The sequence below is a fragment of the Adhaeribacter swui genome (assembly GCF_014217805.1).
Taxonomy (GTDB): Bacteria; Bacteroidota; Bacteroidia; order Cytophagales; family Hymenobacteraceae; genus Adhaeribacter; species Adhaeribacter swui.
Genome location: NZ_CP055156.1, coordinates 19,913 through 45,349, shown reverse-complemented (window position 1 = coordinate 45,349; position 25,437 = coordinate 19,913). Strand labels below are relative to the sequence as shown.

15 protein-coding genes are annotated in these 25,437 nt (G+C 44.2%); 7 read left to right on the top strand and 8 right to left on the bottom strand.

Translation table 11 applies throughout. The annotated features are described in order from the left end of the window. Positions 1-196: 196 nt before the first annotated feature. The 3 genes from HUW51_RS01405 (at position 197) to HUW51_RS01395 (ending at position 3,631) form a co-directional block, all read left to right on the top strand. The gene (locus HUW51_RS01405; RefSeq protein WP_185272222.1) at positions 197-874 is read left to right on the top strand and encodes an outer membrane beta-barrel protein; all 678 of its coding nucleotides are present in this window, start codon (positions 197-199) and stop codon (positions 872-874) included. A 346-nt stretch (positions 875-1,220) separates the two neighbouring features. Next, positions 1,221-2,228, top strand: a complete 1,008-nt coding sequence (locus HUW51_RS01400; protein WP_185272221.1) for an SDR family oxidoreductase — start codon at positions 1,221-1,223, stop codon at positions 2,226-2,228. Between the two features lie 287 nt (positions 2,229-2,515). Beyond that, positions 2,516-3,631, top strand: coding sequence for a hypothetical protein (locus HUW51_RS01395; RefSeq protein WP_185272220.1), 1,116 nt, complete (start codon positions 2,516-2,518; stop codon positions 3,629-3,631). A 159-nt stretch (positions 3,632-3,790) separates the two neighbouring features. Here HUW51_RS01395 and HUW51_RS01390 read toward each other — a convergent pair whose 3' ends face one another. Then, complete coding sequence (locus HUW51_RS01390) at positions 3,791-4,345, bottom strand: pyridoxamine 5'-phosphate oxidase family protein (protein WP_185272219.1); 555 nt, start codon at positions 4,343-4,345, stop codon at positions 3,791-3,793. Positions 4,346-4,697: 352 nt separating this feature from the next. On the opposite strand from HUW51_RS01390, the gene HUW51_RS01385 reads away from it, so the two are divergent. Beyond that, positions 4,698-6,629: a tetratricopeptide repeat-containing sensor histidine kinase gene (locus HUW51_RS01385; protein WP_185272218.1), complete on the top strand. Its 1,932-nt coding sequence runs from the start codon at positions 4,698-4,700 to the stop codon at positions 6,627-6,629. A gap of 52 nt (positions 6,630-6,681) precedes the next feature. Here HUW51_RS01385 and HUW51_RS01380 read toward each other — a convergent pair whose 3' ends face one another. The 3 genes from HUW51_RS01380 to HUW51_RS01370 all read right to left on the bottom strand — a co-directional run bounded on the left by HUW51_RS01380 (position 6,682) and on the right by HUW51_RS01370 (position 14,039). After that, a complete protein-coding gene (locus HUW51_RS01380) occupies positions 6,682-7,263 on the bottom strand; it encodes a hypothetical protein (protein WP_185272217.1) in 582 nt (193 codons plus the stop codon). 130 nt (positions 7,264-7,393) lie between these two features. After that, positions 7,394-11,029 carry a DNA polymerase III subunit alpha gene (gene dnaE, locus HUW51_RS01375; protein ID WP_185272216.1) on the bottom strand — a complete coding sequence of 1,212 codons (3,636 nt, stop codon included), beginning with the start codon at positions 11,027-11,029 and terminating at the stop codon, positions 7,394-7,396. Positions 11,030-11,732: 703 nt separating this feature from the next. Then, a complete protein-coding gene (locus tag HUW51_RS01370) occupies positions 11,733-14,039 on the bottom strand; it encodes a lytic transglycosylase domain-containing protein (RefSeq protein WP_185272215.1) in 2,307 nt (768 codons plus the stop codon). Between the two features lie 381 nt (positions 14,040-14,420). Between HUW51_RS01370 and htpG the strand changes: the two genes are divergently transcribed. Beyond that, entirely contained in the window at positions 14,421-16,244 is a 1,824-nt protein-coding gene (gene htpG, locus HUW51_RS01365; RefSeq protein ID WP_185272214.1) for a molecular chaperone HtpG, read from the top strand. A gap of 409 nt (positions 16,245-16,653) precedes the next feature. Here htpG and HUW51_RS01360 read toward each other — a convergent pair whose 3' ends face one another. From HUW51_RS01360 to HUW51_RS01345, 4 genes are all read right to left on the bottom strand, one after another. After that, the gene (locus tag HUW51_RS01360) at positions 16,654-17,178 is read right to left on the bottom strand and encodes an NADPH-dependent FMN reductase (RefSeq protein WP_185272213.1); all 525 of its coding nucleotides are present in this window, start codon (positions 17,176-17,178) and stop codon (positions 16,654-16,656) included. 161 nt (positions 17,179-17,339) lie between these two features. After that, on the bottom strand, positions 17,340-18,095 hold the full coding sequence (locus HUW51_RS01355) for a succinate dehydrogenase/fumarate reductase iron-sulfur subunit (RefSeq protein ID WP_185274399.1): 756 nt from the start codon (positions 18,093-18,095) through the stop codon (positions 17,340-17,342). A gap of 162 nt (positions 18,096-18,257) precedes the next feature. Next, the gene (locus HUW51_RS01350) at positions 18,258-20,171 is read right to left on the bottom strand and encodes a fumarate reductase/succinate dehydrogenase flavoprotein subunit (RefSeq protein ID WP_185272212.1); all 1,914 of its coding nucleotides are present in this window, start codon (positions 20,169-20,171) and stop codon (positions 18,258-18,260) included. An 18-nt stretch (positions 20,172-20,189) separates the two neighbouring features. Then, the gene (locus tag HUW51_RS01345) at positions 20,190-20,861 is read right to left on the bottom strand and encodes a succinate dehydrogenase cytochrome b subunit (protein ID WP_185272211.1); all 672 of its coding nucleotides are present in this window, start codon (positions 20,859-20,861) and stop codon (positions 20,190-20,192) included. A gap of 650 nt (positions 20,862-21,511) precedes the next feature. On the opposite strand from HUW51_RS01345, the gene HUW51_RS01340 reads away from it, so the two are divergent. Both HUW51_RS01340 and fabD read left to right on the top strand, forming a co-directional pair. Beyond that, the gene (locus HUW51_RS01340) at positions 21,512-24,247 is read left to right on the top strand and encodes a T9SS type B sorting domain-containing protein (protein ID WP_185272210.1); all 2,736 of its coding nucleotides are present in this window, start codon (positions 21,512-21,514) and stop codon (positions 24,245-24,247) included. 238 nt (positions 24,248-24,485) lie between these two features. Then, positions 24,486-25,361 (top strand): ACP S-malonyltransferase, encoded by an 876-nt coding sequence (fabD, locus tag HUW51_RS01335; protein ID WP_185272209.1) that lies wholly within the window; start codon positions 24,486-24,488, stop codon positions 25,359-25,361. Positions 25,362-25,437: the final 76 nt, after the last annotated feature.

The following is a 25,437-nucleotide window of genomic DNA, read 5'->3' as shown; positions in this document are numbered from 1 at the left end:
AATTAGTTTTAAAAAGTAAGAAAGTTTTGTAAACTTATCGTAAAAACACGATAAAAGCAAATTTTGTTTCATCTGCCAACTTGGCGGAGCGGCGTGTCAGGTTTTTAAAAATATATAAAAATAGACAATCAACTAAAAACGGAAAGATACCATCTGGGTGGTAGTATCATTTTTAAACACTTCAAACCTATCGCATATGAAAATTTTCATCTTTTACTTATGCTTGCTATTTAGTTCTGTTTCGGTTTTGGCGCAACAACAAAAAATTAAAAATCCGGAGCCTAAAAAATTTTACGTGGGGGTAGATTTTAACACCACACCTTATTACCTGAAATTAAATTCGCAATCAACTTCCACATTGTTGCAATCAACTTACTTTACTCCGTATCCCGGTATTCATGTAGGGTATCAGGTAAGTAAAAAAGCCCGGATCCAGATTGGGGCCGCATATGGTACAAACCGTTATTACCAACAGGCTAGTACCCACGATAACAATGGCGTACTGGAGGGTAATTACGCTGCGGTAAATACCAAAGGCTTTATCGTTCCGGTTTCGCTGCGCTACGATTTCTTAGATGTATCTAATCGTTTTCAGGCCTATGGTTTTGCAACTTTAACCACTGCTTACACTCATACCACTTTAAAAAGTAACACTACCCAGGATGGCGTGGTTACCAGTAGCGATAAAACCAACTTATCCGGATTAGGCTTATTTATGGGTGTTGGGTTAGGTGCTCGTTACAAGTTAAACAACCGCTTTAGCGTATTTGGCGAGTATTCTGTACTAAACCGCAACCTGACCGGTGGTTATACACCTGGCAAAAAAGGTTTAAATGCTGATCTGTTAAACTTGGGGCTGAATTACAACTTTTAACAAAGCCAAACGGCGCTTCCGCAACTTTTTCTGATAAGCATGTTCCTGGTTTTATTATTTAAGAAGACTTAGTAGAGGGTAAGTTATTTGTTTTTTCTTGGATGCAATATTTCAGTTGATTTTAAATTTAAAAAAATAAAATATAGGTAACTGTTAGTGGCCATAGTGGGTATAGTAATCAAAGTTAAACCTGTTCTGTTAAAAGAACTTAGGTGTAAAAAGCGGAATACTGGAAAAGCAAGCTTTATTATTTTGGCAAGGGTAATTGCCTGGTAAATCAAAGGTTACTTATACACTACCGTTACATTGATTCAATAAAATTTTAAAAAAGCATTGCTTTACCCTCATGAAAGAAGAACAAAAAATGAGCCGGCGCTCCGTAATAGGTAAATTAGGCGCTGGTTTAGCATCGGCAGCCGTTGGAACCGGCTTGTCGGCGCAAGGTGCCACCAACTCCGAAGAAGCCGAACCTATAAAATTAGAAAACCCCAGCAGAAAATACCCGAAGCCCCCGTTTAAAGGCCAATCGCAGCCCTGGCCCGGTCTGGCCAGCAAAATGGACCCGGTACCTGACCACGGCGAGAAAAGCTATAAAGGATCGGGAAGGTTAAAAGGCCGGAAAGCCTTAATTACCGGCGGCGACTCGGGCATGGGCCGGGCGGCAGCAATTGCCTACGCCCGCGAAGGAGCTGATGTCGCCATTAATTACTTGCCTGCCGAAGAACCAGATGCTAAAGAAGTAATTGCCTTGATTAAAGCCGAAGGCCGCAAAGCCGTAGCTATTCCGGGCGATTTGCGCGATGAAGCTTTTTGCCAGAAAATGGTAGCGGATGCCGTAAAAGCTTTGGGCGGATTAGATATACTAGTAAGTAATGCAGCCCGGCAACAAACCAAACCTTCTATTCTGGATATTACCACCGAGGATTTTGATGCCACCATGAAAACCAATATTTACGCGCCGTTCTGGATTATTAAAGCAGCCTTGCCGCATTTGCAACCTGGTTCGGTAATTATTGGCACTACTTCGGAGCAGGCTACCGATCCATCGGCCGAACTGTACGATTATGCGCAAACCAAAGCCGCTACTAGCAATTATGTGCGATCCCTAGCCAAGCAATTAGCGCCTAAAGGCATTCGGGTAAACGGGGTAGCGCCCGGCCCCATCTGGACGCCCTTGCAGGTAAGCGGCGGCGCCACCCAGGAAAAACTAAAAAGCTTTGGCGGCGATACACCTATGGGCCGCCCGGGTCAGCCCGTTGAATTGGGTTCAATTTACGTGCAACTAGCCGCCAGCGATGCCAGCTATGCTACCGGCCAGATTTATGGTTCAACCGGCGGCGGCGGACAGCCATAATAAACTAATTGCTTTTAATTATATAACTGTGCTTACAGGAGCAAAACGGAGTAGTTAAAACTACTCCGTTTTTTTATACCATTTATCTTTAAGTAAAGACGCATCTAATCATTCAATTTACTTTTTAGGTTGATTTCCTGAATGTGGGAGGCAAGCGCAGGTGGCAGGAAGCACTTGAAATTTAGAATTTTAAAATCTTATATTTTTACAATATTATACTAGCCTGATTTTATGGATTTTATTGGTGGGGCACATCTTTTAGAAAAACCCTTCTAAAACCTGCTTCTATGCAATCAACTTACTCCTTTCTGTCCAAATTTATAACGCTGCTGGTGGCTGGGGCCGCTCTTTCGGCGGCTATCATGATGGTGGTGCTTAACCTGCTCCGGCCCGGCGAATTGATAATGTACGTAGTAACTTTAGCGCCTTTGGTATTGCCTTTAAGTTATTTATTATTCTGGCAGCGCCGTGAAAAACAACAGCCCGCAGAGTCGCCCCGGATTTTAGCTTTCTGGCAGGGCCTAATTAGTTATTGCCTGGCTTTTAATATCAGCAGCTTTGGCTGGAAGAAAGTGTTTGGTTTACAGTTCAGGCCGGTGCCTTTATCTATTGCGGATATGCCTATGTCTGAGCAACCGGGAGAATGGCTGATGTGGCATTTCTTTGGTTACTCGCACACTTTTGGTATGCTGGTGGCCGGGGCACAAATTATAGGTTCTTTTCTGCTACTTTTCCGGCAAACCCGCTTGTTGGGTGTTTTAATTCTGTTGCCGGTAATGCTCAATATTTTATTCATTAATTACTTCTATAACCTGGGAATTGGGCCTTTTTACCAATCGCTGGTACTATCAGCAGGGTTAGTTTATTTGTTATTAGCAGACTACGGTTATCTTTCCGAAATTTTTCTGCGCAGCCGCAATGCCCTTCCGGTTATTTCTCTGGGTAGTCAAAAATTTAAAAATCTGGCGCGGGCCTTCGTAATGGTTTTGGCTTTTGGATATATTCTCTTGTTTTACCAGCGGAGTAAAGGTTACTCCGAATCGGAGTTGCATGGCATATACAACGTAACCAGTTTGCGGGTAAACCAAAAACCGGTAAACCTGGCTGGTACTTTACAAGATTCGGTGCTGAACCGGGTGTACTTTGATGATGGAAACGTATGTATTTTGCAGTACAACAACCATAAACGGCGGCTTTTCGGGCGTTACGAGTACAACCCAGCGCAGCATTCGCTCAAGAGTATTTTTGATTTAAAAAGTGTGGGCCCCGGCGACTACCGGCCCCGGGAAAAAGCGGATACATTACAAGCCATTCTGAAGCATTTTCCGGATAGTAATTCTTACACCATTGCCGGTTTAATGGGCTCCGATTCTTTACAACTGGTACTCCAGAAAGTACGGTAAAATTGTAAATTTTTGAAAGTGCCTGAAGTTGCTTTAGCCAGGAGCACCTTCAGGTAAAGCGTTGAATTTAAAATAGTAAGATGAGCAGGTTGAAGAAAGGCGGTTACTTATTATGTCTAAATTTTAAAAATTTAAAAAATAGCTATCAGCAGGAACTATTTAAGCTTGCGTGGCTAAATTGGTGGGCAAGCCATCTAAACTTACCATGTTTTTTTCTTGTTGGTAGGCGTTTAATCCATCCACGCCTTTTTTCTCGGCCCAGTCAAAATGAATATGGCGTTCACCCACATAATCATACAACGGTACTCCAAACCCGCAGGAAGTTTGTACTAAAGTAATATCGGCCACAATAATCTGGCGGGTGCTGGGGTAAATTTTAAAATGCGGGGCATAGGTTTCCCAATCCGGAGAGTTTGGCAGAACGGTAAATCCTTGGCCGTATAAACGTAAAATTTGGGGAGCTCCCGCAAAAGAACAAAACATAAACGTTATACGGCCATTTTCTAAAGTATGCGCCGAGGTTTCGTTGCCGCTACTGATTAAATCCATGTAGGCTACCCGGTGCTCCGATAATACCCTAAAGCAATCCAAGCCTTTCGGCGAGAGATTGATATGGCCGTGCGGACTCAAGGGGGCCGTACTCACAAAAAAGATATGTTGTTGTTTTATAAATGCCTGATGCGCCGGTTGAATAAAATCGTAAAATTTGCCCATGATCGTAGTTATTTAAAATAATTGCCTGTACCCCCGAAATGTAGCAATCAGCCGATCTGTTTCAAAATAGTAATTAAATAATACAGGATTAATTTTATTAAATTTTGTATTTAAGTATGTTTGTGAGTATTAAATTTTTTATATTTAAAGCTGTATCTTCAATTTATCTATCTATTTAACTTTTAGCGCTCTGGCACATAGATGAGGTAGTAAATTTAGATTACCAGAATACTTAAAAACGTGTTATCTTTAAGGTAACAGATATATAATAGAACGCATGATGGAGCTGGCTGGCCTAAAGTATCATTACCATCAGAGAAATTTAATTCTTTTGGTTTTTCTATTCCTGTTTTTGCAAGTACCGCTCACCTCCTGGGGTTTAAAATTGCCCACTCCCAAGCCCGACAGCAATTACGTAAAACAATTATTAGATTCGGGAGCCGTACTGGAAACCACTAACCCCAAAGCCGCCTTAAAACTGTATGCCGAAATTGACCAGTTAAGCCAGAAAATAAATTATCAGTTGGGACAAGCGAAGGCGCTGCATTATCGCGGTATTGTATTCTCGGATCGGAGTAACTATCCGGCGGCCCTGGTGCACTATAAAAAAGCATTGCAGCTTTACCGCAAATTAAATTACAAGCGGGGCATTGGCGCCTGTTATACCAACATGGGTAATTTGTACCGCTACCAAAGTAAATTCGATAGCGCTTTAGTTCACTACCAAATTTCCATTGATTTTTTTAAAAAATACGATCAATACGACGCTTTATCGCTGGCCTGCGGTAACGCGGGCGGCATATTTATGCAAATGCAGCAGCCGGAGCAGGCCAACCGGTATTTTATAGAATCGTTGCAATACGCCAAGCAAGCCGGTGATTCTTCGTTGATTAGTCGGGCACTTATTAACCAGGGGACCGCGTTGTATAAGTCCGGAAAAAAAGAAGCCGCCGCCGACACGTACAAAAAGGCCTTGCAAATGGCCGATTTAATTCAGGACTACTACGCGCTTTATCTGGCTAATATAAACCTGGCCGATTATTACAAACAGAAAAAGCAGTATACCAAAGCCATTGAATACGGGCAGAAAAGTTTAACCTACGCCTTAAAACTAGATACGCCTTACGATGTAGCCGATATAAAAAGAATAATTGGCGATTTATACCTGGCCAACAACAAACCCGAAGAAGCGCAGAATTATTACCTGCAAGCCATTGATGTGTCCGAAAAAATAAAAGCGCCGGAGATTTCGGCGGCGGCTTACTCGGCTTTACAGGAGCTGTACGCCATTCGGCAGGATTATAAAAAAGCGTATAAATACCAGCAACTGGCGCAGCAATACCAGGATAGCATGTTGGGCGAAAAGCAGTTAAAGTTCTTAAACGAGCTGGAAGTAAAATACCAAACTGCCCAAAAAGATAAGGAATTGGCGCAAAAACAATTGCAACTGCAAAAGAACCAGCAATTTATTGTGTATAGTGTGGGAGCGGCCGTAATTGCTTTGTTGGTGGCTCTGCTGTTATACCTGCACTTCCGGCATAAAAATAAAGTGTACCAGCGCCAGTTAAAAGAAGTAGAGCAACAAAAAGAAATTATGGTATTGCAGGCGCTCATGCAGGGCGAAGAAAAAGAGCGTACCCGTATTGCCCGCGATTTGCACGACGAGGTGGCCGGTATGCTGGCCGCCGCCAAAATGCACATGAACGCGCTGGTGCTGCAAGCCAAAGAAATTATTCAGCATAAAGGATACCGCCAGGTAGTTGAATTACTCGATGAAGCTACGGTTTCGGTGCGGAAAACGGCCCATAACCTAATGCCCGAAGTACTCATGCAACACGGTTTAGACGAAGCGCTACGCCGGTTTTGTTCCAACATCAGCAACGATAAGTTATTAGTAGTGCAATATTACTCTTTTGGCGATTTTGAAAGGTTTGCTCCCAACTTTGAATTATCGGTTTACCGGATTGTGCAGGAACTTCTGAACAATATTATTAAACACGCCCAAGCCAGCGAAACCATGGTGCAATTAACTTACCAGGACCAGGTACTCTCAATCACCATCGAAGACAACGGCGTAGGTTTCGATGCGAAAAACCTGTCGAAAACGGGAACGGGAATGAGCAGTATTAAATCGCGGGTTCATGCTCTAAAAGGTAAAATTGATATAGATTCAGAACCAGGGCAGGGGGTAAGTACTTACATCGAGTTCGAAACCGCTTTGTACGCTTTGGAAGTAGAAGAAGAAAAGAAAGTTGTTCTGGATCACAGCATGGCAATGAAGTAAACTGATAAAGATTGTTTACTTTCCGCTAGAAGGGGGAGAAATAGAGTAGTAGCTATTTTTTCAAATCCGGATAGATATCTTCAACTTTACCTTCAAAACTGAACGTATCCGATGTATTTAGTTTCAGAAAAGTAGTTGATTCATCTTCTCTGTTATTATTACCATATAGATCATTGCTAAAATTAATTTTTTTAACTTTATCTATATCTACAATCAAATACACACTAACAATTCTTGAATTTGCTAATCTGTAATCAGAATAGTTAGATTTAATATGGTTTAATTGATTTTCAGTACAACTTAAATTAAGAAACAAATTTCTATAATATCCCCACCTCTCTAGTAATAGAACAAAATGGGTGTCTGTTTTTTGAATATCAATAATCCGGAATCGGTCTATTACTACTCTATTATTTTGTTTTAGTAATTCTTGATATTGGTAGGTGAAATTATATCTGACTGTATCAAAAGCTATATTGGTTTTATACTGATTAGATATGGTTTGAAGTATTTCCGTCCGGGTTGGTGGCTCGATCTTCTCTGTTGATCCGGTTGATTTTTCTTTGGTTACTTTTTGCGCACAAGATGATATAAATAGAACCAACAGAATTAGAATTAAAATGATGTTTTTCATTCTTGTTTGTAATGAAGATTTTGATATCCTTAAAATGCAATATAGCGTTTACCTACCTATATTTAGTAGATAAACGCTATATTAATTGTACTGGATCAGGTGTTGTTATCTGGCTTGATAAATCTTATTATCAGATCAATTTATACTGCCCGAGTTCCTTTTCTTTCACCTTCTGAATAAACGTTTTCGGATCGATACGGTATTTGCGGGAGAACATTTCTACTACCAAGCGTTCGTTGGGTTCGCAGAGCATGAGTTCTAGTTTTTTCTGGCCCGGCGATTCCTGCGCAGCTAGTTCAATGTTGTCGATTTGCAGGGCATTTAAGGTGCGGATATCAATATCCAGGCGCACCCCTTGCGCCAGTTTATCGGCTACATCGCCGAGCAATTGCATGTTGGTCGGTTTTAATTCCCATTGGTCTTCGGATTTATAACGTAAGGTTACTTTGCCTTTTACAAACAAGAACATGCCATCTTTTAAATATGGCGAGAACTTCACGTAATCTTCCCCGAACAAGGCCAAACCTAACGTCGAGTCGTAATCTTCCAGAGTGAATAAGGCAAACGGGTTGCCGTTTTTACCCGTCCGGATAACAATGTTACTCACAATACCCGCTACGGAAATGTCGCGGTTTTTGTACTCGGCAATGCGGTCGAGGGGGCAGGTGCAATACGAATCAATTTCCAGTTTAAACTGGTCGAGCGGGTGACCGGAAATATAGAAACCAACTACTTCTTTCTCGCGCCGCAGCATTTCGGTTTGGGTCCAGGGAGCTACGTCCGGCACTTTGGGCAAGGGAATCTGCACCGCACTGCCCCCGCCAAACAACGATTGCTGCGCGGAGCTTTGCTCGGCCTGGTACTGGTTACCAAAACGAATGGCTTTTTCGAGTAAATTCTGGTTTTCGCCGTCGGGTATTTCAATGTACTGCGCCCGGTGGTACCGCTCAAACGAATCAAAAGCACCGGCCTGGGCTAAACTTTCGAACGTTTTTTTGTTTACGGCCCGTAAGTTAGCCCGCTTTGCAAAGTCGAAAATATCGGTGTAAGGTCCTTTTTTCTCGCGTTCTTCCAGAATAGCTTCTACCGCCGCTTCGCCGGTACCTTTTACCGCACCCAAACCAAAACGGATCGCGCCTTCTTTGTTTACGTTAAATTTGTAGATGGATTCGTTGATATCCGGACCCAATACCGGTACTTGTTGCCGACGTGCTTCTTCGATAAAGAAAGTTACTTTTTTAATATCGTTCATGTTGTGCGTGAGCACCGCTGCCATGTACTCGGCGGGGTAGTGGGCTTTTAAATAACCGGTTTGGTAAGCCACCACAGAGTAAGCCGCCGAGTGCGACCGGTTAAAGCCGTACTGCGCAAATTTCTCCATTACGTCGAATACTTCCGACGCTTTTTTCTCGGGTATTTTATGCAGCTCTTTAGCGCCTTTAATAAATTTCTCGCGCTCTTTGGCCATTTTGGCCATGTCTTTTTTACCCATGGCCCGGCGCAGCAAGTCGGCACCACCTAAGGAGTAACCCGCTAAGATCTGGGCCGTTTGCATAATCTGCTCCTGGTACACCATAATCCCGTAGGAGTAATTCAGGATAGGTTCGAGCAAATCGTGTGGGTATTCTACCGGTTCGCGGCCATGTTTCCGGTTAATAAAGTTCGGGATGAACTGCATTGGGCCCGGCCGGTACAAGGCGTTCATGGCAATTAAATCCTCAATGTTCGTTGGCTGCAGATCTTTCAAATACATCCGCATGCCTTCGGATTCAAACTGGAAAGTACCAATGGTATCGCCGCGTTGGTATAGGGCAAAAGTTTTTTCGTCGTCCAGCGGAATTTCATCAATGTTGATGTCCACGCCGTGATTTTGCTTAATTAAGGTTAAAGCATCGCGGATAATGGTCAAGGTTTTTAAACCCAGAAAGTCCATTTTGAGCATCCCGGCACTTTCAATTACCTTACCGTCGAACTGCGTTACGAGCAGGTCCGAATCTTTGGAAGTAGATACTGGTATGTAATTGGTAATATCATCGGGCGCAATAATAACCCCGGCCGCGTGAATACCGGTATTCCGTACCGAGCCTTCCAGTTTTTCGGCGAGTTGCATTACTTTGCCCCGGTGGTCGCTGCCCGCCCGGATGTTGGCAAGTTCCGGCGATTCAATGAAAGCTTTAGCCAGGGTAGTTCCGGGGGTATCCGGAACCATTTTGGCGAGTTCGTTGGCTTCGGATAAAGGTAACTCGGTGGCGCGGGCTACGTCTTTAATACTCGATTTGGCCGCCATAGTACCAAAAGTAATAATCTGGGCTACCTGGGTTTTGCCGTATTTGTCAACTACGTAGTCGATTACGCGCTGGCGGTTTTCGTCGTCGAAGTCAATATCAATATCGGGCATGGAAACCCGTTCCGGATTTAAAAAACGCTCGAACAGCAAGGAGTACTTAATCGGGTCGATGTTGGTAATACCTACGCAGTACGCTACCGCCGAACCCGCCGCTGAGCCCCGGCCTGGACCCACGGCCACGCCCATGGAGCGGCCTTGATTAATAAAATCCTGCACAATTAAAAAGTACCCGGCAAACCCCATGGTCTCGATAATCTGCAGCTCGTAGTTCAGGCGTTCTTCAACTTCAGGGGTAATTTCTTTATATCGTTTTTTTGCACCTTCAAAGGTTAAATGGCGCAAATAGGCATCGGGGCCAGCATGTTCCGCCGGAATTGGGAAGTTGGGCAACAAAATATCCCGCTGCAATTTGGGCGGCGTAATTTTGTCCACGATTTCGTTGGTATTATCTACTGATTCCGGCACATCGCGGAACAGTTGGTTCATCTGGGCCTGCGTTTTGAAGTAGAATTCGTCGTTGGGAAAACCAAAACGGCTTTGAGGCCGGGGCTTCTGCATTTCTTCTTCGATGCGGTACAACATGCGGCGGGCTACTTCGTCGTTGCCCAGGTTGCGGCGCAAGTTATCCAAGTGATCGTAAGCCACATCACCTTTGCTGGTTAATAACCGGAAATACTTCGTTTGAAAATCACCGACGGGTATGCTTTCGTCTTCGCCGGTATTTACGCACAATAAAATGTCGTGCGCGTTCCAGTCGTTTTGCTCAATGTAGTGGGAGTCGTTGGTGCAGATTACTTTTACGTTGTATTTCTTGGCCCACTTCAGCAACACCTGGTTTACATCTTCCTGGCTCTTACCGGTATTATCAATATTTTGCAAACCGTGGCGTTGAATTTCGATGTAGTAATCTTCGCCGAAAACATCGAGCCACCAGCGCAGTATTTCTTCCGCTTCTTCCTCGGATTTCCATAAAATGGCTTGGGGCACTTCGGCCCCGATGCAGCAACTAGTGGCAATTAAGCCTTTGGAGTATTTCTGCAGAATTTCTTTATCAATGCGCGGCCATTTGCTGTATAACCCTTCGATGTAGCTCATGGAGCAAAGCTTCGATAGGTTTTTGTAGCCGTCCTGATCTTTGGCCAGTAGTAACTGGTGATACCGGTTGTCGCGTTGTTCTTTGGTAAAAACTTTCTGATGGCGGTCTTGTACCAGGTAAAATTCGCAACCCACAATCGGTTTTACATTGTACTTATTGGCTTCGGCCACAAAGTTAAAAGCTCCAAACATGTTACCGTGGTCGGTCATGGCAACGGCTTTCATGCCATCAGCCTGGGCTTTTTTCATGAGACCGCCAATGCTGGCTGCCCCATCGAGTAAAGAATATTGCGTATGGCAGTGTAAATGCGAAAATTCGGGCACGCTAAAGAAAATTAAAAATTAAAAATTAGGAATTAGAAAAGGAGAATCAATGAAAAAAAGGCTGCCCCATTCATGTTATCTCCGGTTCTTAACATTAAAATTACGCAAAAAGTAGCAGCTCCGGAAGTAAAATTTCGCTTCATGCAGCGCCTTCATATTCATTAAAGGCTTTTGTTCGTATAGTTGTGGCTGATGCTTTGATCGTTGGGTGGAGTTGTTTCTTTGCTCAGGTTTTGCTCTTTTTCTGATACAAATACCCTTCCGCCTACGGCACCTTCCCTAAAAACAGTGAAGGTAATGCGGTTATTCTGGAATATCTATTCTGGAATGCTATAGCCAGACGTTAAAATTCGCTGAACATCAAAACAGTTTAAAGTCAATGAGTGCACCTGACTTAAGTTGTTTGTTCCATAGTAGCATGTCAGAATTTTAAATTTTTAAAAATTTAAAATTCTGACATGCTGTTCTATACTTATTCACGCTAGCGTCAGCGTCCTAGCTTGTTTCTAATTATATGATAAGCCTCTGGCAGGGCATACGGATAAGCTTAAATTAAAAGCCAAAAACTGGAAACTACTACCTATCGGAGGACCGCCATTAGGCATTACAAGCCTGAACACTCAGTAGTAGGAACGGCATAATTTTAAAACCTTCCAACCTTCCAACCTTCCAACTTTTCAACCTGCAACCTGCAGCCTACAACCTAGTTCCGGCTACTGGATTTGGGTTTGATAGTTAGTTTTTCGCCGGGCGATACGCTGAAGTCGGCTTTTTTATTCCATTCCATTATTTCTTTGATCGTCACGCCGTACTTGCGCGAAATCTGGTACATGGATTCGCCGGATGATACAATGTGGTGCGTGGTCACGGCATTTGTTATCATGGAGCGCTCGGTAACCGGGGGCATGGCGGCGGCGGTAATTACCGGAGCCGGCGCGGTAGCTACAGTTTTTGGGGTGCTTGTTCCAGCGGGTGGCGTAAGCCGTAAGGTTTGGCCAATAGCTAAGCTCAGGTTTGTTAAGTTGTTCCAGGCTTGCAGTTGATCTACCGGAATGTCGTAAAGCCGGGAAATGCTATAAAAAGTTTCGCCTTTAGATACCACGTGTTCGGTAATTATTACCGAAATAGGATGCTCGTTACGGCCGGGAGCGGGGGCTTTCGCCGAATCAGGTAAATTACGGGACTTGTTTGCGGTAGCTGGTTCAGTTTTAAAAATAGTAGCATCGGCCACCGGCGAAGAAGCGGCATTCTTTTTTGCGGGGTATAAACTTTCGGTTTTTGCGGCTGCCGCGGAAGATTCTGTTAAAGCCGGCGCCTGGTTGTTTGTACTGGCTAAAGTAGTATCGGTAGATATTTCTACCTCCAAATCATTATCCGACGAAGTTTCCGCTACCAACAAAGGGTCATTTACCGAATCAGCGGTGGTCATGGTAGGGTCGGTTTCTACTTCAGGTTTAGAAGGGGCATTCGGGATTACCGGGGCTGTAGCTATAGCTTCCGGAACTGCAGTTTCTTCGTTTACATCCGCTAAGTTTTCGTCTACTTCAATGGGTTGGGTTTTAATGGGCGCCTTGGGTTCTGGGTTTGGTTTAACGCCAAATATATTTGCTAATTTATCTTCTACGGTTTTTTTAGCAACTGGAGCCGAGCTGGTTGCGGGCTTGTTGGGCGAGGCAACGACCGGGGCATTGTTCGCGATAATCAGTGGTTTTTCCGGTGCTTCCGGCTGTGGAGTTTCTGGTTGATTTTCCTGATACTCTACCGGCACGTTGCCTGGGCGACGTTGTTGCAGCCATATTACCCGGCCGGCCAGGAGGTTTTCATTTTTCCGCAGGCGGTTATACCATAACAAAGATTTTACTTTTACGCCAAATTTTTGCGCTACATCCCAGATTTGTTCGCCCGACGCAGTAGCGTAATAAGCCGTATTGGCTTTGCTGTGTTTCCGTTCTAAGTAATATGTAGCGCCTGCTCTTACCCCTTCGTGGTTTGTCATATCGTTATATTGCCGGAAACGTTTCGCGTTAATTTTACCAGCTTTTGCCAGCTTATCCACCGAATCGCCGGTGCGCGCAATAATGGCTTTTAAACCGTTACTGGTAGTAACCACCGCCGGTCCAGCTGAAGGAACATTAGTTTTGCCCGGAACAGCCACCGGAGCCTGCGCTTTATTAGCTGCCAACACGGCTTGTTGTTGGTTCGGGTTGGTTACCGGTACCAATACTACGTAAGGTTTATTGCCCGGCACTACGCTGCCATTCAGCCATTTATTGTATTTTTGAATTTCGGCGTAATCGGTTTGAGTAGCTAGCGCCACATCGCTTAAACTTTGCCCCACACTCACCGGGACTTCCTGCAGCACTACCGTTGGAGCCGGGTTTTTCCCGATAAAGTTTTCGAAGGCAATTTTGTGTGCCAGGAAGGTTAAGATGTACCAGTTGGTTTTGCTGTTTACCTCCATCTCTTTGCTATCTACGTGTTCTGGTTTGGCGTAAGCCTTGGCGCCGGTAAAACCTAAATAGTACGAAAGCAAGGTGTTGTACCAGTTTTTATAGTAAAGTGTATTGCTTTTTACAAAGTATTTGGCCGCCCCGCGGCTGGAGTTTACAATGTGTTTGCGTTCGTCTACATCGGGGGTAATTAATAAACCATGGTCGGCGGCGGCTTCTTTTTTAAATTGCCAGAAGCCTACGGCATTCGAAGTAGATACCGCATCGGATACTAAACCGCTTTCCTGTAAGGCTAAATATTTAAAATCGTCGGGTAAACCTTCTTCGGCAAAAATGCGCGATATAATCGGGAAGTAGGTATCGGCCCGGTCTACTTTTGCCTGAAAATACAAAGGGTATTTTAATAGCGCATCTACTTGTTTCTGAATGGCTTTGCGGGCATCTTCGTTAATAATTAAGCGTTGATCCGCAAAATAAACATTATTCGGCACCACTACCGTTTGGGCCTGGGCTGCCAGATTAAACAAACAGAACAGAAGCAGTAAAAGCGTATTCCTCATGGTATTCAGCGAAAAGTACTAATTGTGCAGGTTTACTAATTTTAAAAACAATTTACACGAGCGGCTAGGGTAGGCCGGTGGATTAAGATTAAGACGAATATAAGATACTCCTAATATCGCCTCGGGACAAAGTACCCCATTTCCGGGCACATTGTAAATTTTTAAAGGGATTACTTCTCTACATTTTTTCCACAGGATTTATCCACAAAAAGGGTAGGTGCCCATGTGAATTTTTTAAATTTTCAGCAAATCAGGGGCTCCGGGATGCTGTCAAGCTGTCACGTTTTAACCCAATTTTACCGGCTGGAATAACTTTTGAAGTCTGCCTGTAGCAGAACAGCAACAGGCAAAACAGACTCAATATAAACTATCAAAATCATTATGGCAGAAAAAGGTAATATTTCGATTCATACCGAAAATATTTTTCCCATTATTAAAAAATTCCTGTACTCCGACCATGAAATCTTTTTGCGCGAGCTGGTTTCTAACGCTGTAGATGCGTCGCAAAAGCTAAAACGCTTATCGGCCATTGGCGAGTACAAAGGCGAACTCGGCGATTTAAAAGTAAAAGTAGCCGTAGATAAAGAAGCCCGCACCATTACCGTAAGCGACAACGGCATTGGGATGACGGCTGAAGAAATTAAAAAATACATTAATCAGATTGCTTTTTCGGGAGCTACCGAGTTCGTTGAAAAATACAAAGACAAACCCGATGCCAACCAAATTATCGGTCATTTTGGGTTAGGATTTTACTCTTCCTTTATGGTGGCCGATACCGTAGAAATTATCACGCAATCGTACCAGGACGGCACCACCGCCGCGCATTGGGTATGCGATGGCTCTACGGAATTTACCATTACTGAAACGGAGCGCGCCGAACGTGGAACCGACGTAATTTTAAATGTTGCGGCTGATTCGGATGAATTTTTAGAAGAAGCGCGCATCCAGACTATCCTGAATAAATATTGCAAATTTTTGCCGATTCCGGTGGAGTTTAAAGGCGAGATTATCAACAATCCGACGCCAATCTGGACTAAATCGCCTTCGGATTTAACCGACGAAGATTACAAGACCTTCTACAAAGAACTGTATCCGTTCTCCGAAGACCCATTGTTCTGGATTCATTTAAATGTAGATTATCCGTTTAACTTAACGGGTATCTTGTACTTCCCGAAACTGAAAAATGAGTTCGAGTTCCAGAAAAATAAAATTCAACTATACAGCCGGCAGGTATTTATTACCGACGAAGTAAAAGACGTTGTACCCGAGTTCTTAATGTTGTTGCATGGTGTAATCGACTCGCCGGACATTCCGTTGAACGTTTCCCGTAGCTTCTTACAAGCTGATTCGAACGTGAAGAAAATCAATACCTACATTACCAAAAAGGTAGCCGATAAACTAGCTGATATTTTCAAAAAAGACCGCGAAAACTTCCAGGAAAAATGGAACGACATCAACATCTTCGTGAAATACGGCATGCTCAGCGACGATAAGTTCTACGAAAAAGCCAAAGACTTTGCCTTGTTACAAAATACCAACAGCAAGTATTTTACTATCGACGAGTACAAAGAATATATCCAGGCTAACCAAAAAGATAAAAGCGATAACCTGGTAATCTTGTATACTTCCGACGAAGAAAAACAACATGCCTTTGTAGAATCGGCGAAAGACCGCAGCTACGATGTGTTAAAGCTGGATTCCATGATCGACAGCCACTTTATTGGCATGCTGGAGCAAAAGTTGGAAAAAGTAACTTTAAAACGTGTTGATTCCGATACTATTGATAAACTCATCGAGAAAGATGAAACCAAAGAATCGGTGTTGAGCGAAGACGAGAAAACCCAGTTAAAGGAGATTTACGAGAAAGCCATCAACAATACTAACATGCACGTTTCCATTGAGCCGCTTTCGCCGCAAGACCAACCGGTAGTTATTACTTTACCGGAGTTTATGCGCCGCATGAAAGATATGAGTAAAACTGGTGGCGGAGGAATGATGTTTATGGGCAATATGCCAGATACGTATAACGTAAGTGTAAACGCGAACCACCCCATCAACAACCGTATTTTAAGCGCCCAGGACGACAGCAAAGAAAAGATTGCGAAACAAGCCTTTGACCTGGCTTTATTATCACAAAACATGTTAACCGGTCCGGCTTTAACGGCCTTCGTGAAACGCAGCGTAGAGTTGATAGAGAAAGATTAATTTTTTAAATTTTTGCTTAAACAAGAAGGCCGGAGCAGTGTTCCGGCCTTCTTGTTTTATAACTTCGCTTTAGCGCGGATTTACTTCCGTGACTTCTTAACCAAATTAGTTAAATCAGAAAAATTCTCGTTCGCATAGCCACTTTATAGCTGTTATTTCAGAGTGAAGTTGTTTCATTGCTCAGGTTGTGTTCTTTTTGTCTTGACACAAAAAGAACCAAAAAAACGCAAGACGCTAAAAACTCGCTGAACGACAGAACAGTTTAGCGTCAATTTTTGCACCTGGCTAAAGCTGTTTGTTTCATAGCAAATAGAGGTATAAAATATTAAATTTTAAAAATTTTGTCATTCAGGAGGAACCTATTTAGCTACGCAGTCAAATGGTTTCTTACCAAATGGCTCTTAATTATTTAAAAATTGATAAACGAATCAATCTGCTCCAATAGTAAGCTTTCGTATAAAGAATTGGTTAGTTCGCCGTTGGCCAAGCTTTTGGAAATGTAGTTTAACCGGGGTTTAGCGGCTAGTACGTGCATGCCCATGTAATGCAAAATATCCGTCAGGTGACTTAGCGCTAAAGCACCGCCTTGGGAGCCGGTGGAGATCCCGACTAAAGCGGCTTTTTTATTTTTGAAACTACCTGGGTAGCTCAAGCCATCAATAAACGCTTTGAGTACGCCCGGGAAAGAAGCGTTGTACTCCGGTACAATAAACACAAACTTATCGGTACCTTCTATTAATTTATTGAGCTCATTGTACTGGTCGTTTTTACCGGCATTGTGATACAAGGCTGTAAAAATAAAATCGGCTGGCAAATCCATTAAATCCAGAATTTGGTTGGGCACCTGGCGCTTATCCAGCAAGCGGGCATAAATATCAGAAATAACGCGGGCGTTGGAACGAGGTCGATTGGTGCCGGATATAATCGTAATCATGAACCAAAAATTTAAAAAACAGAATCTTTTGTATCTGCTACCATCAAAAGTACATTTTTGTTTTATAACAGATTCTTTCGTTAATGGCAAAAACGCCGGTTGATAACAAGCCATAAAAAAAGCGAACCTTTCGGCTCGCTTTTTTAAAATTTATGCAAATCTTAACCTACGTTTTCGGAGGTCAGTTTCGCTCCCAGGTATTCCCGGTTAAGCATGGCAATATTTTCCAGGGAAATACCTACCGGGCACTCGGCGGCGCAGGAACCAATGTTCGAGCAGGCGCCAAAACCTTCGGCATCGTGCTGGGCCAGCATATTTTCTACGCGGGTTTTACGTTCTACTTTGCCTTGCGGTAATAAAGCTAACTGCGATACTTTCGCGCTCACAAATAACATCGCCGACGCGTTTTTACAAGCGGCCACGCAAGCCCCGCACTGAATACAAGTAGCGGCATCAAAAGCTTTATCGGCAATATCCTTCGGAATCGGAATTTCGTTGGCATCGGGTACCCCGCCGGTGTTCACCGAGATGTAACCGCCCGCTTGCTGTATCCGGTCTAAAGCGGAACGGTCTACGCTCAAATCTTTATGCACCGGGAAGGCATTGGCGCGCCAAGGCTCAATAGTAATGGTTTCGCCATCGTGAAATTTACGCATGTGCAACTGGCAGGTAGTAGTACCTTTTTCGGGGCCATGCGCCCGGCCATTGATGTACATACTGCACATGCCGCAAATACCTTCGCGGCAATCGTGGTCAAATGCAATCGGGTCTTCGCCTTTCAGGGTTAAATCTTCGTTTACCACGTCGATCATTTCCAGGAAAGACATATCGGGAGAAATGTTATTGGCATTATATGTAACCAGTTGACCTGGGGTATTCGCGTTTTGTTGGCGCCAAACCCGAAGAGTCAGGTTCATGGGCTTTGCGTTGGGATTGTTACCAGCCATTTTTTTTTCAATTATGAATTAAAAATTATGAATTAGAAATTAGGTTAGAAATAGAATGCCAGCAAAAACAAAATATATTCGGACAAATCATTTCTAATTTTTAATTTTCTAATTTTTAATTTATTTAAAATGTTATTTATAGCTCCGCTGCGTTAGCTTCACGTTTTCGAAATTTAAAGCCTCTTTGTGCAGGTTTTCCGGTTGGTTATCACCGGCATATTCCCAGGCTGCTACGTAGGCAAAGTTTTCGTCATCGCGTAGGGCTTCGTTTTCCGGCGTTTGGTATTCTTCCCGGAAGTGACCACCGCAGGATTCGTTCCGGTGCAACGCATCGTCTACCATTAATTCGCCTAACTCCAGGAAGTCGGCTACGCGCCCTGCTTTTTCCAGCGTCATATTCAGTTCTTCGTTCGAACCTAATACCCGCACATTCTGCCAGAAATCAGCCCTTAGTTCACTAATCTTTTGCTTGGCAAACCGAAGTCCTTCGGCATTCCGGGCCATTCCGCAGTAATCCCACATGAGTAATCCTAATTCTTTGTGGTAATGATCTACAGTCTTAGTACCCTTGGTTGATAAGAAACGGTTTACCCGGCTTATTACTTGTTGTTCGGCTTCGTCGAAAGCGGCATGCGTAGTAGGTACTTTTTCGGTTTTCATCTGCGCCAGATAATCACCAATTGTATACGGAATTACAAAGTATCCATCGGCTAAACCTTGCATAAGCGCCGAAGCTCCTAAGCGGTTAGCGCCATGGTCGGAGAAGTTACACTCACCAGTGGCGTATAAGCCCGGAATAGTCGTCATTAAGTTATAGTCTACCCACAAGCCACCCATGGTGTAGTGTACCGCTGGGTAAATACGCATTGGCGATTCGTATGGATTTTCGCCGGTGATTTTGGCGTACATATCAAACAGGTTACCATATTTCTGGCTTACCTTATCTAAACCGTCGCGCTGAATAGCATCGGCAAAATCGAGGTAAACGGCTAAGCCCGTAGAACCAACACCACGACCTTCGTCGCAGGCTTGTTTGGCATTCCGGGAAGCCACGTCGCGCGGCACCAGGTTACCAAAAGACGGGTATTTGCGTTCCAGGAAGTAATCGCGTTCTTCTTCCGGAATGTCCTGTGGTGCCCGCTTGTCGCCCACTGCTTTAGGTACCCATACCCGGCCGTCGTTCCGCAACGACTCCGACATTAAGGTTAATTTTGACTGGTAATCGCCGGAAACCGGAATACAGGTAGGGTGGATTTGGGTAAAGCAAGGGTTGGCAAAATAAGCGCCTTTTTTATGGGCCCGCCAGATAGCTGTGGTGTTAGAACCCATGGCATTGGTAGACAAATAAAACACGTTCCCGTAACCACCTGTGGCCAAAATAACCGCGTGGGCACTATGCCGTTCTATTTTACCGGTAATTAAATGGCGGGTAATAATGCCGCGGGCTTTACCATCCACCATTACTAAATCCAGCATTTCGGTGCGCGGGTACATTTTAACTTTACCGTAAGCAATTTGCCGGTTAAGCGCGCTATAAGCACCTAACAACAACTGCTGTCCGGTTTGGCCCCGTGCGTAGAACGTACGCGAAACCTGCGCACCCCCGAACGAACGGTTGGCTAATAAACCACCGTACTCGCGGGCAAAAGGTACGCCTTGCGCCACGCACTGGTCAATAATGTTAACCGATACCTGGGCCAGCCGGTATACGTTGGCTTCGCGGGCGCGGTAGTCGCCACCTTTAATGGTATCGTAAAACAAGCGGTACACGCTGTCGCCGTCGTTCTGGTAATTTTTGGCGGCGTTAATACCGCCTTGCGCCGCAATACTGTGCGCGCGGCGGGCGCTATCCTGGTAGCAAAAAGCTTTTACGTTATAGCCCAACTCGGCCAACGTTGCCGCCGCCGAAGCACCGGCCAAACCCGTACCCACTACAATTATATCGTATTTCCGTTTGTTAGCCGGGTTTACCAGCTTCACGTTAAATTTATGTTTTTCCCACTTCTCGGCTAAGGGGCCTTGCGGGATTTTAGCATCTAATATCATATAAGCAAATGAATTAAATTAACCTTGAAAGAAAAAGTACAACGGCATGATGGCAAATCCCAGGCAAACCACAATAGAAAAGCCGTAACTCACGGCTTTAATGGCCGGCGTATATTTCCGGTGGTTTAAGCCTAAAGTCTGGAAAGCACTCGCAAAGCCGTGTATTAAGTGGAAGCACAAGGCTGCCTGTGCAACTACGTACAATAACACGTACCACCAAATCTGAAACGACTCTACTACCACGCTGTATAAATCTTCGTTGCCTTGCGGGTCAGCGGGGATTTCGCCGAAGCGGGCGCGCCAGAAAAAGTTATACAAGTGCACCAACAGAAAAACTAGGATTACCGTGCCTAATAAACCCATGTTGCGCGACGACCAGTTGCTATTCTGTTCCAGGCGGTTAACGGCGTACTTTACCGAACGGGCGTTTTGATTACGCCGGGTGAGTACAAACGCATCGTAGATGTGAAACACAAAGCCGAGCAAGAGCACAATTTCCAGGGTACGAATAACCGGATTGTGGCCCATAAACTCGGAGTAAATGTTAAACGCCTCACCGCCGTCGTTTTTAAATAATTGTAAGTTGCCGATTAAGTGTACCACCAAGAAAGAGCAGAGAAAAAGCCCGGTAATGGACATAATCACTTTTCTGCCAATGGTACTGGAGAATGTTTTCGTGAACCAACTCATTTATGTGGGTAAAGTTTAAGTGATAGGTTAAAAATTGTTTTATTATGTTTTCAAAGGTAATGGCGGGTAATATATAAAACAAAAACAAAAACCTATTTTGAATAAATCTAAATTAAAGGGCTAATATCCGTTGGTTTCAGTTTCTTTCCTTTACCTTTTTTTAATCTTTAATATCTAGTTCTAATAACTATTAGTTTATTGTTTTGTTGCCTGCATATGATAAGTTTAACCGGGTAAATATTTTTGTCCGGGTAAACTAATACATCGCTTATGCCTGTGGCTTTTATTAAGGTGGTATAATATGTAATTAAACTTACGTTCTAAAACAAAGTCCTGGTTCTCTGTGAGGAGTTACTAGCCTAATATTTTTTAATTTTAAATAATCCGGGAGTTTTTAACAGCAATACTTTCTCAATTAACAATTAAATAACAATTTTAAAAGTTAGTAAAAAACAGGTAGGTACCTTTTAAAGCATAATTTTAAAATATTACTGCGCTATACAGGATATAAGAATTAACCAGGTCAGCTAGATTCATGTATTTTTATTTTATTGCGTAATCATAAATTAATACGTTTAGTGGAGTAAATTTTTCCGCGAAATAATATCAATTTTATTCTTAGCTACGTTCTATTGCTATAAAGCTTTTCTATGCGAATAAACTTACCCTTTCATAAAACAATACTACCAGTTTTCTGCTTTTGGGTGCTGGTTTTGTTTTTAGGCTTTTCTACTCAGGTGCAAGCCACCCACATCCGGGCCGGCGAAATTACCGCGCAAAGCGATACTACCTTGCCGGTAGCTAACCGCAACCCGCTCCGGTATTTTTTTAAAATGGTGCAATACGCCGACGTAAATTCGGCAGCCGATAACCCCACGGCCATATTAAGTTTCGGTGATGGTACCTCCCAGGAAGTGGAACGGGCCGACCATCGGAAGATTACCCCGGATACTTGGCGGAACGTGTATTACTTTGAACATACCTATTCGGGACCGGGCACCTTCCGGTTGGTTTACTACGAAGTAAACCGCAGTAAAAACGTAGTGAACATGACCCAATCCGATCAGCAGGATTTTGTGTTAACTACCTTTATTACCATCGACGTTTTCGAGCCTATTAATCATACACCACAATTACTGGTACCTCCCATCGATGTAGCTACCTCCGGCCAACTTTACGTGCACAACCCCGGTGCTTTTGATGCCGATGGGGATAGTTTGGCTTTCCGGCTATATCCTTCGCAGCAAAACTTAACCGACGACCGGGATAATCCGATAATACAAGATGTATTTGGGTTTCAATGGCCGAATAACTTTGGCGGTACGGCTTTACCCAACCCGCCGGGTGGTCCCCCAACGTTCAGCATCAATGCGGTAACTGGGCAAATTACCTGGAACACACCGGGGCGCTTAGGCGATTACAACGTAGCTTTTTTTGTGGAAGAATGGCGCGATGGGCGCAAAATAGGGGAGGTGCTCCGCGATATGCAAATCCGGGTTTTACCCACCGATAATCAGCCACCCCGTTTGTCGGAGAAGGAGCTTTGCGTTATTGCCGGAACTGCCATTCAGGAAGCGGTTACCGTAACCGACCCAGACCCGGGTAATATTATTACTATACAAGCCTACAGCGGTATTTTACCTCCGGCTACTTTCAGACAGTTAAATAATAATAATGGACAGTTTAACTGGCAAACCCAGTGCGAAGATGTGCGAGAAAAGCCGTACCAAGTAGTTTTCCGGGCGGTAGATAACGCGGCTGTTCCCCTGGCGGACATTAAACCCTGGAACATCCGGGTAATCGGGCCATCACCGACCGGCTTTACAGCCGCTATTGAAGGGGGAGGTATTCGATTAAACTGGGACAGCTACCAGTGCCAGGGAGCCGAAAAATTATACATCTACCGCAAAGAAGGCGAGTCGGACTTTGTGCCGCAAATATGTGAAACGGGCGTACCGGCTTCAACGGGGTTTGTGCGGATTGGGGAAGTAAACAAAGACCAAGTTACCTTTTACGATAACGGCATAGCCGGGGGTTTAAAACGGGGTCAGACTTATTGCTATACCATCTATGCGGCTTGGCTGGCACCGGGCAATGGCGAAAGCTTAGCGGCCGTACCTGCCTGCGTTATTCTGCCGGATAATGTGCCCATGCTTACCAACGTGAGTGTTACCGAAACCTCTACTACTACCGGTAAAAATTTGGTAAAATGGACTCGTCCGCGTGATGGAGTAACCGGTTTAACCCCGCCTTTGCAGTATCGTTTATCGCGGGTAGAGGGTCAGGTTGGTCCGGTAGCCGCCTTTGCTCAAATTTACCAATCCGGTAACTTAAACGATACCACCTTTACTGATACTAATCTAAATACCGAAGAAAAAGCATATACCTATAAAATCGAGTTATTCCATTCGCCGGGCGGTACGGCTGCTTTGGTAGATACGGCTTCGCCGGGATCAAGCGTACGCTTAACCACTGCTTCGGAAAATAAGGCCATTACTTTGAACTGGACCTACCGGGTACCCTGGAACAATACCGCGCGCAAGCACCTGATCTACCGGCAAATTGGCAATGCCTTTATTTTAATCGACAGCGTAGATGCTACCATTAACGGGGGCACTTACGTAGACCGGGGTACATATAATAACCAGCCCCTGGTAGAAAATCAGGAATATTGTTATTACGTAACTACTAAGGGCCGCTACTCCAACCCACGAATTCCGTATTTGCTGCTCAACAACAGCCAGATTTCTTGTACCAGTTTCGAAGATGTAACGGCGCCTTGTCCGCCGGTATTAAGCATTAATGAGCTTATTTGCGAACAGCTCACGGCGCAAACTCCCATCCAAAATGTATTAACCTGGGTACCGAATGTAACGCCGCCGTGTGGCTCTGATATTGCTTACTATACCATTTACTACAAAGCTTCGCCCGAAAGTGAGTACGATTCTATTGCCACTACGCCTGCCAACGTAACCACTTACACCCACGGCAATTTAACCTCGTTTGCGGGTTGTTACGTGGTAACGGCCACCGATGCGGCAGGCAACGAGAGCGAAGTAAGCAACGAAGGGTGCAAAGACAACTGCTTCTACTTTAGCTTGCCCAACATTTTTACCCCGAACGGCGATAACAAAAACGATGTGTTTAGACCCGACGATAAACGGCCAAGCTTTATCAAATCAACTAAGTTTACCGTGTTTAACCGGTGGGGAGGCAAACTCTACGAAAGCACTTCAGATCCTATGATTAACTGGCGGGGAGTAGATAACGGCGGTAGCCGGGTGCCGGATGGCGTATACTACTACCAGGCCGAAGTAGAATTCTTTACCCTGGATCCGAAAAACACCCGCAAAACGTACAAAGGCTGGGTGGAGATTGTTAGATAGTTGAAAGGTTAGAAAGTTGTTTTTTGCTATTTGAATAAGAAATGGAAAGGCTGGCAATTTTGCCGGCCTTTTCTGTTTACCAGATTATCCGTTATTTTGCCCTGTTAAATAAGGAAGCAATTTTGGCTTATCCAGTGTTTACTCAATTATTTTTAAAATTTTTACTTTTTACAACCTTTAAACTTTTCAACCTTACAACTTTCAAACTTTTCAACTTTCTAACTCTAAAAACTACTAAATGAAAGCATATATATTTCCGGGTCAGGGTTCGCAGTTCTCGGGCATGGGGCGCGATTTATACGAGCAATATCCGGCCGCAAAGGCTTTATTTGATAAAGCAAATGAGCTATTAGGATTTAACATTACCCAAATCATGTTCTCGGGCTCCGACGATGAACTAAAGCAAACCAACGTAACGCAACCCGCTATTTTCTTGCACTCGGTTGCGATGGCTACCGTAGCTCCGGATTTTAAACCCGAAATGGTGGCGGGGCATTCATTAGGTGAGTTTTCGGCGTTGGTGGCCAATAAAGTACTGGCTTTTGAAGATGCTTTGCTTCTGGTGGCCAAACGCGCACAGGCCATGCAAAAAGCGTGTGAGGCTAACCCATCGGCCATGGCGGCTATTCTGGGCCTCGACGATAGAACCGTGGAAGAAGTGTGCGCCCAAATTGAGGAAATAGTAGTGGCCGCTAATTACAATTGCCCAGGGCAGTTAGTAATTTCGGGTAGTAACCTGGGGGTAGCTATAGCTTGCGAAAAATTAAAAGTAGCGGGCGCTAAACGCGCTTTACCTTTGCCAGTGGGAGGCGCTTTCCACTCGCCTTTAATGCAACCCGCCGAAGCCGAATTGGCCGAAGCCATTAAAAATACGCAGTTTAACGAAGGCATTTGCCCGGTTTACCAAAACGTAGACGCCAAACCTTACACCGATCCGGAGCAGATTAAGCAAAACTTAATAAAGCAATTAACCGCACCGGTACGCTGGACCCAAACGGTACAGAACATGATTACCGATGGCGCTACTTTGTTCGTTGAGTGCGGGCCAGGTAAAGTTTTACAAGGATTAGTAAAAAAAATAAACAAAGAGGCGGAAGTAGCCTCGGCGCTTTAAGCGATAGGTGGTTATAGGTTATAGGTTTTAAGTTTTAAAAGGTGCCTCGTAAGTGCCTGCCCGGAAAAACAAAAAG